Genomic DNA, 13332 nt, shown 5'->3' with positions numbered 1-13332 from the left:
GCGGACACCGGAGACGACATGACAGACCTTCGCATCGCCGACGTGCGCATAACCCCGATCGCCTTTCGCGATCCGCCGCTGCTGAACAACGCAGGCTGTCACCAACCCTTCGCGCTGCGCTCCATTATCGAGGTGGAGACAGAGGACGGCGTGATCGGCCTTGGCGAGAGCTACGGCACGAAAAAGCTCATTGAGGCTGTGGAGGCGCTGGCCCCGGGTTTGCGCGGTGTCGCGGTCACCGATCTGAACGCGCTCTGGGCCAAGGCACGGGAGAGCGTCGTCGGCAACCTGACCGGCTACATGGGGCAGGAGGCGCTGCTGCCCCGGGTCGTGGCGGCGGTCGAGGTGGCCATGTGGGATGCGCTCGGAAAGGCCCTTGATCGTCCCTTATGTGACCTTCTGGGCGGCAAAGTGCGGACGAAAGTCCCGTTTTCCGCCTATTTGTTCTACAAGTTCGCGGGCCATGCCGGGGAAGAGCCGGATGACTGGGGTGAGGTTCTGACCCCGGAGCAGCTGGTCGGCGAGGCGGAGCGCTTCATCGACACCTGGGGCTTCGAGGCGATCAAGCTCAAGGCGGGTATCCTGCCGCCGGAAGAAGAGATTGCCGGGCTGGAGGCCCTCCGCGCCCGCTTCCCGAAAGCCCCGCTTCGGATCGACCCGAACGGCGGCTGGACCGTGGAGACCACGCTGAAATACCTGCCGCGGCTTGAAGGGCTGGTGGAGTATCTCGAAGACCCGACGGTCGGCATCGAGGGCAACGCGCGGGTGCAGGCGCGGACCGGCATCCCCCTGGCCACCAATATGTATGTGGTGGCACAGGAGCACCTGCCGCCGAACATGAAACACGATGCCTTCCGGGTGATCCTTTCGGACCATCACTACTGGGGCGGGTTGAAAGCCTCGCGGGACCTGGCGGAGATCTGCCGGATCTGGGGCCTCGGTCTGTCGATGCACTCGAACAGCCACATGGGCATCAGCCTCGCCGCCATGACGCATCTTGCGGCGGCGACACCGAACCTGAGCTACGATTGCGACACGCATTACCCCTGGCAGACCGACGAGGTGATCGAGGGCGGCAAGCTGAGGATCGAAGGCGGCTGCGTCCGGGTGCCCGATGGGCCGGGTCTGGGGGTGACGCTGGACCGCGACGCGCTCAAACGCCTGCATCGGAACTATGTTGCGTGTGGGTACACGCACCGGGATGACGAAACCGAGATGCGTCGGCACTGGCCCGACTGGACGTTCGAAAGGCCGAAATTCTGATGGACGCATATGTGTCGGATACGCCGCGGTTGATCCGCGTGCACCCGGAGGACAATGTCGCCATCGTCGTCAACGACGGAGGCCTGCCGGAGGGCACCGAGGTCATGGGCGTGACGCTGAAGACCCGCGTGTCACAGGGCCACAAGGTTGCGTTGGTGGACCTCGCCCGGGGAGAGGCCGTGCGGCGCTATGACGTGGTGATCGGTATCGCCGCCGAAGACCTGCCTGCCGGGTCCTTGGTGAACGAACACAACAGCGGCCTGCCGGAAGCGCCGGGGCTTGACGAATTGCCGCTTGCCACGCGGAAGGTCGACATCGGCGGGCCGGTCGAGGCGACTTTCATGGGCTATCGCAACGCCGATGGCACCGTCGGCACGCGCAACCTGCTGGCGGTGACGACAACGGTGCAATGTGTGGCCGGGGTGGTTGAACACGCGGTGAAACGCATCCGCGAGGAGCTTCTGCCGAAGTATCCGAATGTCGACGGGGTGGTGGCCCTCGAGCACGTCTATGGCTGCGGTGTTGCGATCAACGCGCCGGAGGCGGTGATCCCGATCCGGACCCTGTCGAACATTTCGAGGAATCCGAACTTCGGGGGCAGGGCGCTCGTGGTCTCGCTCGGCTGCGAGAAACTCCAGCCCGCGCTGTTGCAACTGCCCGAGGCGGCGCTTGTGACGCTTCAGGAGGAGGACGGCTTCGAGCCGATGATCCGCCGCATCATGGCCGAGGCCGCGGTGCATCTCGAAGCCCTGAATCGCCGTCAGCGGGAAGTCTGCCCCGCCTCCGATCTGGTCGTCGGCATGCAGTGCGGCGGCTCCGATGCCTTTTCCGGGGTGACCGCCAATCCGGCGCTTGGCGTCGCGGCGGACCTGATCGTTCGGGCGGGCGGCACCGTGATGTTCTCCGAGAACACCGAGGTGCGCGACGGTATTGCGCAGCTGACCGCCCGCGCCGGGACCGAGGAGGTTGCCCGGGACATCATCCGCGAGCTGAGCTGGTACGATGACTATCTCGCCCGGTCCGGTGTCGACCGTGCGGCCAACACCACGCCCGGCAACAAGGCCGGGGGGCTGTCGAACATCGTCGAGAAGGCCATGGGCAGCATCGTCAAGAGCGGCAATGCCCCGATCATGGGGGTGATCCCGCCGGGCGAACGCGTCAAGGGCAAGGGTCTGCAATACTGCGCCACGCCCGCCTCCGATTTCATCTGCGGCACGTTGCAGCTGGCGGCAGGTGCGACGGTGCACATCTTTACCACCGGGCGCGGCACACCGTATAACCTCGCGGCACTGCCGACGCTCAAGGTGGCGACGCGCAGCGATCTGGCGCGGCGCTGGCACGATCTGATGGATATCGACGCCGGACCGATCGCAACCGGCGCGGTCAGCATCGAGGAGATGGGACAGCGGGTGTTCGAACACATTCTGCGCACCGCGAGCGGCGAGGCGACGAAGGCGGAGGGGCTGGGACTGTTCAACGCACTGGCGCTGTTCAATCCGGCGCCGGTAACATAAGGGCAAGGGTCAAACCGGAGGATACAGTCGTGGACATCAGGGCACAGGGCGGCACTCTGGTGCATTCGACCAAGGAGGCGCTTTCGGCGCGTATCCTTGGCGGTGAATTCCCCTTGGGCGCCCGGCTGCCCAGCGAGGCGCGGCTGTGCGAGGAGTACGGCGTAAGCCGGACCGTGGTGCGCGAAGCTGTTGCCTCGCTGCGCGCGGACGGTCTCGTGGAGCCGCGCCGGGGGGCGGGCGTCTTCGTGGTTCGCGACAGCCTGGACAGCGGGCTGCCGTTCACCGACGTGGATTTCGACCGGATTTCCTCGGTGATCGAGGTGCTGGAGCTGCGCACCGGAATCGAGGTGGAAAGCGCCCGCCTTGCCGCGATGCGCCGCTCGGCGGTCCAGATCGAACGGATCATGGATGCGGCGGTCGACGTGACCAAGCGGGTGCAGGCGGGCGAGACGACGTCGGAGGCGGATTTTGCCTTTCACCTGGCCATTGCCGACGCCACCAACAACCCGCGCTTTGCCGAGGTGCTGAGGATGTTCGGCGCCGCGGCGATCCCGCGCAAGGCGTTGCAGCAAGGCTCGTCCGTGCGCGCTCCCGACAGTTACCTGAACTTCATCGACGAAGAGCACCGGCGTATTGTCGATTCAATCCTCGACCAGGACGCGGAGGCTGCGGCCAGCGCCATGCGCCAGCATCTCGAGGGCTCGCAGCGGCGGTATCGCAGACTGCTCCGCAAGGGGTGAAGTCTGGACACCCGCGGCGGCTTCGGTCACATCGGCGGGGTTCTTGCAACGGAGTAAGCCATGCAGCCCGCCGCCCGCGTCCAGACCGCCATCCAGATCATTGACCGGATTGCCGGGGGCGAGCCCGCGGAGCGGGCACTGACGAATTGGGCGCGTGGCGCGCGGTATGCGGGGTCGAAGGACCGTGCCGCGGTGCGCGACCTCGTGTTCGACGTGCTGCGGCGGTGGCGATCCTGCGCGGCCCTGGGCGGGGGAGAGAGCGGGCGTGCGCGAATCCTCGGGTTGCTGCGGGCGCAGGGGGAAGACGTCGGAGCGCTGTTTTGCGGCGGAGCCTACGGGCCTCCGCCCGTCGGTGAGGGCGATGACGTAGGCCGAGCACCGGAAGGGTACGAGGCCTGGGACCTGCCGGACTGGCTCGCCGTGCGCTTCGTTGACAGTCTTGGCGATCAGGCGGAAGACGCGGCGCAGGCGCTGCGCCGCCGGGCTGAGGTTTTCCTTCGGGTCAACACGCTGAAATCAGACGTGAACGCGGCGATTGCGGCCCTTGCCGAGGACGGCATAGCGGCGGTTGCGCACCCCTTGTCGCCCACGGCCCTGAGGGTCACGGACGGCGCCCGGCAGATCGCGCGGAGCGCGGCGTTCGGGACAGGCCGTGTCGAGTTGCAGGATGCCGCGAGCCAGGCCGTCGTCGACATGCTGCCCTTGAAGCCGGGTATGGCTGTGCTGGACTATTGCGCCGGCGGCGGCGGCAAGACCCTCGCCATGGCCGCGCGGCTGCCCGGAGTGAGGATAGACGCACACGACGCCGATCCGAACCGCATGGCCGACCTGCCGGAGCGCGCGGCCCGGGCCGGGGCCGATGTGCGGATCGTGGAGCGCGTGTCGGGCGGATACGATCTCGTGCTCGCTGATGCGCCCTGTTCCGGGAGCGGAGCTTGGCGGCGGGCCCCCGAAGGCAAGTGGCGCCTGACGCCGGACATGCTGGAGGATCTGTGTGGCGCACAGGCGGCGATCCTGCGCAATTGCGCCGCGCTTGTGAAACCCGGCGGCGTGCTGGCCTACGCGACTTGTTCTGTGCTGTCCGAAGAAAACGCCCGGCAAGTCGAGGCATTTCTGGCGCGCAACCCGGAATGGAAAACTCTTGCGTCCCGGCAATTTTTGCCGTCCGATGGAGGAGACGGCTTCTTCGCGGCCATCATGATGCGCGTTTAGGTTGATTTTTTCGCGGGAAGTTCTCAATTTTAGCGTGATGATGAGTTCGGTTAACCACCGATTAATGCTCGGGTGTGTTAAATCATGGACAAGATTCGCCACGGGAGTTGGGATTTGACGGCCACATCCTATCAGGAGGGTGACAACAGCCTCGGTCTGGCCTTTCGATATGGTGCCTTCGCCATGTTGATGATGGCGGCCGCCGCCCTCGTTGCCTCCTGGTTCGTACCGACAGGTGTCATCCGGACCGCGCTTCTCGCCGGGACCGGGACCATGGGCAGCATGGGTATCGGCTGGCTTCTGGCCAAGGCGCTCGCGGATTGGCGGCGCATGCGGCGGACATCCCTGCTGCTCGACCTGGTCGAAGGCGATCCGGATTACTGCTTCGTTACCGACGGACGCGGCGGGCTGATCGGCGCCAACAAGAGCGCCCGGACGCGATTTTCAATCGACGAGGGGACGGCCCTGGCGGTGGTGCTGCGCGACGTTTTCGCGAGTGCTGAAGGGGTGTTGTACAGGCTTCAGAATCGAGCGGAATCAGATGGTTATGCGGTGGAGGATATTACCAGCCATGCCGAAGGATTCCGCGTCTACACGCGTCTTCTGCCGGGTCCGATCGTGTTCTGGCGGCTTGAGCCCGACAGCGCCCAGCACAGCGCGGCACGTGGCGATCAGGCGGTTCTGACACTCGGGCGCAATGGCGCGGTTCTGTACATGAACGCGCGCGCGCGCGACTTGGCCGGACGAAGGGTCAAACGGATCGAAGAGATCATCGAGGACATGCCGCTCCGCTCTGGCAGTGTCCATGTCGTCACCACCGCGCGCGGCCCCGTCCCCATGATCCTGCACAGCGCGGAAACCGGCGCCGGTCGGATCGAACTGTCGCTACTTCCGGTTGTGGAGCGGGAGCCTGTCCGAGACCCGGTGGCCGAGGTCGATGGCGGCTTCGACAACCTGCCGGTTTCTCTGGTCAAGGTCGATGCCGACGGCACTATCCTGCGCGCCAACCCCGAAGCGCAGCGGATGCTGTCGTTGAGCGGCCCGACCGGCGGCAATCTCGCCGAGCACATGGTCGGTCTCGGACGTCCCCTCGTGGACTGGTTGCAGGAAGCGATGGAGGGACGCGGGCTGCACCGTTCGGAATTCCTGCGCCTCACTCGGGACGATCCAGAGGTCTTCGTGCAGGTCACGCTGAAACAGGTCACGGAGGCGGGCAAACCCTGCCTCGTCGCTGTTCTGAACGACGCGACCGAGTTGAAGACACTGGAAATGCAGATTGTGCAAAGCCAGAAAATGCAAGCCATCGGCCAGCTTGCCGGCGGCGTTGCCCATGACTTCAACAATCTTCTGACGGCGATATCCGGGCACTGCGACCTGATGTTGCTGCGCCACGACCAGGGCGATCCGGACTACAGTGACCTCGTTCAGATCAACCAGAACGCGAACAGGGCCGCATCTCTCGTCGGGCAGTTGCTGGCATTCTCGCGGAAACAGAACCTGCGGCGAGAGGTGCTGGACCTGCGGGATACGCTGTCCGACCTGATGCATCTTCTGAACCGGCTGGTCGGGGAGCGTGTGACCCTGACGCTGAAGCATGACCCGATCCTGCCACCCGTCCGGGGCGACAAGCGGCAACTCGAACAGGTGATCGTCAACCTCGTCGTGAACGCCCGCGACGCGATGCCCGATGGCGGCGAGATCGTGGTGGAAACCGAACGGCGTGTCCTCCGGGAAGCCATGGAACGAGATCGCGCGGTGGTTGAGCCGGGCATTTACGTATCGGTGCGGATCACGGATGAAGGCACCGGGATTCCCAAGGACAAGCTGCAAAAGGTGTTCGAGCCATTCTTCACCACGAAACGACCGGGTGAAGGGACGGGCCTGGGGCTTTCGACGGTTTATGGCATCGTCAAGCAGACCGGCGGATTCATCTTCGTCGACAGCGTGCTCGGGCAGGGCACCTGTTTTACGCTGCTGTTGCCAGCCTTCGAGCCGACAACGGAAGCGCAGGTGCCCAAGCCGGAGCCAGAGGCGCGGAAACTGCCGGAAAAAGGATCGGGCGTCGTGTTGCTCGTGGAGGACGAGGCGCCGGTTCGAGCCTTCGCGGCGCGGGCATTGCGTCTGCGTGGATACACGGTGATCGAGGCGGAGACGGCGGAAGAGGCGCTTGAGACTCTGGAAGACAAGTCGCTGGCGGTGGACATCTTTGTGACGGATGTGGTCATGCCGGGACTCGACGGACCGACCTGGGTGCGCGAGGCGCGGAAATCGCGGCCGGATGTGCGGGTGGTGTTCGTGTCCGGCTACGCGGAAGACGCGTTCGGCGAGGGGCACGAGGAGATACCGAACTCGGTTTTCCTTCCAAAACCGTTCTCGCTGACGGATCTCACCGAGACGGTCCATCAACAACTGTCCTGACGGTGGGGAAGACTCTAGTCTGAAATCATCCACACCGTCATCGCGCGTTCTCCCAAGCGACGAAGTCGGCCGCGCAGGTCGCACGCAGCAGGGCTTCGGTTTCCTTCGAAATCTCCAAATCCCGCCTCGGAGAGACGTTTTCGCGCGGCAGGTCGATGGCGATGTCCAAACGATCCTGCAGGAAGTCGATCAGACCCGACTGATTCTCGTACCTGAACAAATGTGTCACCGAAACGCCGTTTGGTCGGGGTTCGATGAACTTCGCCTGACTGCCGACATTTGCGAAAGCCGGCCTGTCATCCCGCGCGTAGGCCTGGCAAAAATCGTCGAAACTCATCCCGCGCGTGGAGGTGGGCTTGCCCTCCAGGAAGCCGCGCTGCCGATAGCGGTACCAGCTGCCGAGCCAGGATACCGGTTCGCGCACGACCGCCAGAAGTTCCATGTCCGGCGCGCCCATCTTCTCGTACATGGGCCGAAAGAAACGGTTATATCGGTAGACCGGTGCATGTTTGAGCTCCGGCGGGTCCAGGACCGTCATCGACGCAAAGGACATCAGCGCGGATTCCCAAGCCGATGTTCCGGTCTTTGGGACCGCCAGAAACACCAGCCGCGCCTTCCAGAAAACCAGCATTTTCACGTCCTTCGCATGATCCCATTCGGCGTCAACGAAGTTTTAACCGTCCGGCGCGAAACTGCAAAGCGGAAGAATTGACTTGAAATGTTCTCTATTTGATCTCATACAGTCAAGAACAAGGCGAGAACAAATGCAGTGATTGCCGCCGGGACCGGCGTGTGAAATAAGGACGGAAGTGATGGCAACGGCAGACCTCCTGACAATGGATAACAAGCGCAACGCGGACAAGCAGAAGGCGCTCGACAGTGCGCTGGCCCAGATCGAGCGGCAGTTTGGCAAGGGCTCGATCATGAAACTCGGCGCGGACAACGCGCTGCGCGACATCGAGTCGACCTCGACCGGCTCGCTCGGTCTCGACATCGCGCTCGGCATCGGCGGTTTGCCGAAGGGGCGGATCATCGAGATCTACGGCCCGGAAAGCTCGGGCAAGACCACGCTCACTCTGCACGCCATTGCAGAGGAACAGAAAAAAGGTGGCGTCTGCGCGTTTGTCGATGCCGAGCACGCGCTCGATCCGCAGTACGCGAAGAAGCTGGGCGTCGATCTCGACGAATTGCTGATCTCGCAGCCGGACACCGGCGAGCAGGCGCTCGAGATCACGGACACGCTGGTGCGCTCCGGCGCGGTGAGCCTCGTCGTGGTCGACTCCGTCGCGGCGCTGACGCCGAAGTCGGAGCTCGAGGGCGACATGGGTGACAGCAGCGTCGGCGTGCACGCCCGCCTGATGTCCCAGGCGATGCGCAAACTGACCGGCTCGATTTCCCGCACCAACTGCATGGTCATTTTCATCAACCAGATCCGCATGAAGATCGGCGTGATGTTCGGCTCGCCCGAAACGACGACCGGCGGCAATGCGTTGAAGTTCTATTCCTCCGTGCGCCTCGACATTCGCCGCATCGGCGCGATCAAGGATCGCGACGAGGTGGTCGGCAACGCGACCCGCGTGAAGGTGGTGAAGAACAAGGTGGCGCCGCCGTTCAAGCAGGTCGAGTTCGACATCATGTACGGCGAGGGCATTTCCAAGACCGGCGAGCTGATCGACCTTGGCGTGAAGGCGGGCGTGGTGGAGAAGTCCGGCGCCTGGTATTCCTACGGCGACGAGCGCATCGGTCAGGGCCGCGAGAACGTGAAGACCTTCCTGAAGGAAAACACCCAGATCGCATTGGAGATCGAAGACAAGATCCGCGCGGCACACGGGCTGGATTTCCACATGGGCGACGACGACCCGGACATGGTCGACGACGATTGACGGCTGACTCGCTTGCCGAAAGCCGGAGGCGCCCTTGTGGCGCCTCTTTTTCGTTTGAATTCGGTCCAATGGCGGGGCCGGGCGAAGCCCTCGCTTATGGACACGCGCCGCGCGTGGGGATAAACCCGGCGGCACCACATTCGCCCGAGAAGAGGCCGCCCTTCATGCCATCACTGAACGACATCCGTTCCACCTTCCTGAACTACTTCGAGAAGCAGGGTCACCAGGTCGTCCCTTCCAGCCCGCTTGTGCCGCGCAACGATCCGACGCTGATGTTCGTCAACTCCGGCATGGTGCAGTTCAAGAACTGCTTCACCGGCGTCGAGACCCGCGATTACAAGCGCGCGACCACGGCGCAGAAATGCGTGCGGGCCGGTGGCAAGCACAATGACCTCGACAACGTCGGCTATACCGCGCGGCACCATACCTTCTTCGAAATGCTGGGGAATTTCTCCTTCGGGGATTACTTCAAGGAGCAGGCCATTCCCTTTGCCTGGGAGTTGGTGACGAAGGAATTCGGCCTCGATCCGAAGCGGCTTTACACTACGGTCTACCACACGGACGACGAGGCTTTCGATATCTGGAAGAAGGTCGGCGTGCCGGATGACCGGATCATCCGCATCGCCACGTCCGACAACTTCTGGCAGATGGGGCCGACCGGGCCTTGCGGCCCGTGCACGGAAATCTTCTACGATCATGGCGATCACATCTGGGGCGGCCCGCCGGGATCGCCCGAGGAGGATGGCGACCGCTTCATCGAGATCTGGAACGTCGTTTTCATGCAGAACGAGCAGTTCGAGGACGGCTCGATGAAGGCGCTCGACATGCAGTCGATCGACACCGGCATGGGGCTCGAACGCATCGGGGCGCTGCTGCAGGGCAGCCACGACAACTACGCGACGGACACCATGCGGGCGCTGATCGAGGCCTCGGCCCATGCGACGAGCGCCGATCCCGACGGTCCGGGCAAAATGCATCATCGCGTCATCGCCGATCACCTGCGCTCGACTTCCTTCCTGATTGCCGATGGCGTGATGCCGTCGAACGACGGACGCGGCTATGTGCTGCGGCGGATCATGCGCCGCGCCATGCGGCATGCGCATCTTCTGGGGGCGCAGGACCCGGTGATGCACAAGCTGGTTCCGGCGCTGGTGACGCAGATGGGCGGCGCCTATCCGGAGTTGCGGCAGGCGCAGGCGCTCATCCAGGAGACGCTGGAGAACGAGGAGAAGCGCTTCAAGCAGACGCTGGATCGCGGTCTGAAGCTGCTTGATGAAGAGCTGGACGGGCTGGCGGAGAATGCGCCGCTTCCCGGGGCGGCGGCCTTCAAGCTCTATGACACCTACGGCTTCCCGCTCGACCTGACGCAGGACGCGCTGCGCGAAAAGGGCCGCTCGGTCGATACCGATGGGTTCGACGCGGCGATGGCCGAGCAGAAGGCGAAGGCCCGCGCGGCCTGGGCCGGGTCCGGCGAGGCCGCGGATGGCGCGGTCTGGTTCGAGATTGCCGACAAGCATGGCGCGACGGACTTTCTCGGCTATGACACCGAAGCCGCCGAAGGACAGGCGCTGGCGCTTGTGAAGGATGGTGCGCTGGTGGATAGCCTGAACGAGGGCGAAACCGGCTGGGTCGTGCTTAACCAGACGCCGTTTTATGGCGAAAGCGGCGGTCAGGTCGGTGACACCGGCTGGCTGCGCCGTCTGGAAGACGAGGATCAGGGCGCGGATGTGACCGACACCCAGAAGATGGGCGGCGGCAAGGTTTTCGCGCACAATGTCACGGTCACGCGCGGCACCATCAGGCGCGGCGATGCGCTGGCGCTGGAGGTCGATCACGGCCGCCGGGGCGCGATCCGGGCGAACCACTCGGCGACGCACCTGCTGCACGAGGCGCTGCGCGAGGCGCTTGGCGATCACGTGGCGCAGCGCGGGTCCTTGAATGCGCCGGATCGTCTGCGCTTCGACTTCTCGCACGGCAAGGCGCTGAGCGCGGAGGAGATTGCGCGGGTCGAGAAGGACGTCAACGCCTTCATCCGGCAGAACAGCGCGGTCAACACCCGGATCATGACGCCGGACGACGCGCGGGCGCTCGGGGCGCAGGCGCTGTTTGGCGAAAAATATGGCGACGAGGTCCGCGTGGTCTCCATGGGGACGCAGGAGGGCTCCGGCAAGGGCGCGGATGGCAAGACCTATTCGCTGGAACTCTGCGGCGGCACCCATGTGCGCCAGACCGGCGATATCGGGGCGTTTGTGCTCCTGGGAGACAGTGCGTCGAGCGCCGGGGTGCGGCGGATCGAGGCGCTGACCGGGGAGGTGGCGCTGGCGCATCTGGGGGCGCAAGACAAGCTGCTGGCGGAGGTTGCGGGTGTTCTGAAGACGCAGGCGGCGGAAGCTCCTGCGCGGGTCAAGGCGCTGCTCGACGAGCGCAAGAAGCTGGAGAACGAAGTGGCCAACCTGCGCCGCGAGCTGGCCATGGCCGGCGGCGCGGGGCAGGGTGTTGCCGGCGGGGAAACCCGTGAAATCAATGGCGTGAAGTTCGTCGCGCAGGTGTTGTCCGGCGTGACGGGCAAGGACCTGCCGCCGCTGATCGACCAGCACAAGGCGAAGATCGGCTCCGGCGCGGTGCTGCTCATTGCCGATGCGGATGGCAAGGCGGCAGTGGCCGCTGGTGTCACCGACGACCTGAAAGGCACGCTGTCGGCTGTTGACCTCGTGAAAGCAGCCGTGGCCGAACTGGGTGGCAAGGGCGGCGGCGGCCGTCCGGACATGGCCCAGGGCGGCGGCGCGTCTGTGGAAAATGCCGAAGGCGCGATCAAGGCGGCGGAAGCCGTGATCGCTGGTTGAGAAGGAGGCCCCGGGTCAAGCCCGGGGCTGCGTTTCACGATACGGAAAGGAAAGACGATGCCCGCACTCTGGATCGCGCATGTGACCGTCACCGATGACGAGGCTTACGGCAAATATGCCAAGCTCGCGGGCCCGGCGATTGCCGCGCATGGCGGCAGTTTCATCGCGCGCGGCGGGCGGTATGTGCAACTCGAAGGCAAGGATCGTCCGCGCAATGTCGTGGCGAAGTTTCCGAGCGTCGAGGCTGCGGTCGAGTGCTATCACTCCGAGGCCTATCAGGAGGCGTTGAGCCACGCCCGGGGCGCCTCGGAGCGGGAGCTTCTGGTGGTGGAGACCTCCGAGTAAGCCTAACCCTTGAAAGGGTTTTTCGGAGCGCGGTCTGTCGAGAGGCTCATGCCGCGCTCTTCGCCCATGCGGTCGATGGCGAGGGCGACATGCTCTGTCGCGATGGCGGCATCGCCTTGCTCGACACGGATCTTGTGGGCGTGGTGCAGCACCTCGGCGTGGGTGCGTCCGAAGGGCGGCTCGAACTTGTAGCTGGCCAGTTCGATGGTCAGACCGAGCGGGTCCTTGAAGTAAATCGAATCCATGAACCCACGGTCGCGGACGGTGACCGCGATGCCACGCGCCTCCAGCCGCGCCTGCGCCGACAACCAGTTGGCGCGGCTGAGGTTGAAGGCGATGTGATGCACGCAGCCCGGCTCCGTCGGCGTGCGGCGGCGGTCGGCGGTGCGGTCCTCGGCGGTGAAGATCGTGATCAGCCGACCGTCGCCGGGATCGAAGTAAAGGTGGCTTTGCGCGGCGTCGTCCAGGTTCGGCTGCTCGAAGACGAAGGGCATGCCGAGCACACCTTCCCAGAAGTCGATCGAGGTCTGGCGGTCCGCGCCGACGAGGGTGATGTGATGGACGCCCTGGGACTGTATTTTCTGCATGGTCATTCCTCCGTTTCCCGAAGAAATAACACGCTTTTGTCCCGGATCACCTGCAAAGCGCCGCGCACCGTCTGTGCGGTGCGCGGCAGGCGCGTCAGTGGTGATAGCCGCAGAGGGCGTAGACGGTGGCATTGGCCTCCATCGCACCGGTCGGACGGCCGCTGCGATTGCTGAACTCGATGGCCCAGCTGCGCGTGGTCTTGGGATAGCTGCCGGAGACGACCAGCGGGCCGGTGGGGAAGAGGCGCTTGCCCTTCTTGACGCCGCCGGAGAGGGCGTAGCCGTGGTGGCAATGGATGACGACCTCATGCGTGGCCCCGGCGCCAATCACGGGCAGGGTGACGGTGCTGCTCTCGATTTCATGGGCAAGAGCCGGGCTGGCCAGAGCGGCAGCGAAGAGGGAGGCGAAGAGGGCCTTGGCGAAATGGGTCATGGAACTGTCCTCACTGTTGAATTTGGAGGCCCGGACGGGGTGAAAAATGTCGGGCCTCGCGGCCTGAAAAATCTTTGGCCGCTGCGAAAACGGT

General features: G+C 64.6%; 11 protein-coding genes. 8 read left to right on the top strand and 3 right to left on the bottom strand.

Annotated elements, in window-relative coordinates; all coding sequences use genetic code 11:
* Positions 1-18: 18 nt before the first annotated feature.
* The 5 genes from ACP159_RS03890 (at position 19) to ACP159_RS03870 (ending at position 7147) form a co-directional block, all read left to right on the top strand.
* Positions 19-1263, top strand: a complete 1245-nt coding sequence (locus ACP159_RS03890; protein ID WP_425098327.1) for a glucarate dehydratase family protein — start codon at positions 19-21, stop codon at positions 1261-1263.
* Positions 1263-2777, top strand: a complete 1515-nt coding sequence (gene garD, locus ACP159_RS03885) for a galactarate dehydratase (RefSeq protein ID WP_425098326.1) — start codon at positions 1263-1265, stop codon at positions 2775-2777. Before ACP159_RS03890 ends, garD begins: the two co-directional genes overlap by 1 nt.
* 29 nt (positions 2778-2806) lie before the next feature.
* Complete coding sequence (locus ACP159_RS03880; RefSeq protein ID WP_425098325.1) at positions 2807-3517, top strand: FadR/GntR family transcriptional regulator; 711 nt, start codon at positions 2807-2809, stop codon at positions 3515-3517.
* 60 nt (positions 3518-3577) lie between these two features.
* Positions 3578-4729: an RsmB/NOP family class I SAM-dependent RNA methyltransferase gene (locus tag ACP159_RS03875; protein ID WP_425098324.1), complete on the top strand. Its 1152-nt coding sequence runs from the start codon at positions 3578-3580 to the stop codon at positions 4727-4729.
* 84 nt (positions 4730-4813) lie between these two features.
* Positions 4814-7147 carry an ATP-binding protein gene (locus ACP159_RS03870; protein WP_425098323.1) on the top strand — a complete coding sequence of 778 codons (2334 nt, stop codon included), beginning with the start codon at positions 4814-4816 and terminating at the stop codon, positions 7145-7147.
* Positions 7148-7184: 37 nt separating this feature from the next.
* On the opposite strand, the gene ACP159_RS03865 is transcribed toward ACP159_RS03870, so the two are convergent.
* Positions 7185-7778 (bottom strand): gamma-glutamyl kinase, encoded by a 594-nt coding sequence (locus ACP159_RS03865; RefSeq protein WP_425098322.1) that lies wholly within the window; start codon positions 7776-7778, stop codon positions 7185-7187.
* Positions 7779-7959: 181 nt separating this feature from the next.
* Between ACP159_RS03865 and recA the strand changes: the two genes are divergently transcribed.
* The 3 genes from recA to ACP159_RS03850 all read left to right on the top strand — a co-directional run bounded on the left by recA (position 7960) and on the right by ACP159_RS03850 (position 12218).
* Positions 7960-9030 carry a recombinase RecA gene (gene recA, locus ACP159_RS03860; protein ID WP_425098321.1) on the top strand — a complete coding sequence of 357 codons (1071 nt, stop codon included), beginning with the start codon at positions 7960-7962 and terminating at the stop codon, positions 9028-9030.
* 164 nt (positions 9031-9194) lie between these two features.
* Entirely contained in the window at positions 9195-11873 is a 2679-nt protein-coding gene (gene alaS / locus ACP159_RS03855; protein WP_425098320.1) for an alanine--tRNA ligase, read from the top strand.
* A gap of 57 nt (positions 11874-11930) precedes the next feature.
* Positions 11931-12218, top strand: a complete 288-nt coding sequence (locus tag ACP159_RS03850) for a DUF1330 domain-containing protein (RefSeq protein WP_425098319.1) — start codon at positions 11931-11933, stop codon at positions 12216-12218.
* Positions 12219-12220: 2 nt separating this feature from the next.
* On the opposite strand, the gene ACP159_RS03845 is transcribed toward ACP159_RS03850, so the two are convergent.
* Both ACP159_RS03845 and ACP159_RS03840 read right to left on the bottom strand, forming a co-directional pair.
* Positions 12221-12805, bottom strand: a complete 585-nt coding sequence (locus ACP159_RS03845; RefSeq protein ID WP_425098318.1) for a VOC family protein — start codon at positions 12803-12805, stop codon at positions 12221-12223.
* Between the two features lie 94 nt (positions 12806-12899).
* The gene (locus ACP159_RS03840; protein ID WP_425098317.1) at positions 12900-13238 is read right to left on the bottom strand and encodes a hypothetical protein; all 339 of its coding nucleotides are present in this window, start codon (positions 13236-13238) and stop codon (positions 12900-12902) included.
* Positions 13239-13332: the final 94 nt, after the last annotated feature.

Source organism: Tropicibacter sp. S64, assembly GCF_049803835.1.
In the GTDB taxonomy this organism is placed as follows: Bacteria; Pseudomonadota; Alphaproteobacteria; order Rhodobacterales; family Rhodobacteraceae; genus Pacificoceanicola.
This window is presented reverse-complemented; position numbering and strand designations above follow the sequence as displayed.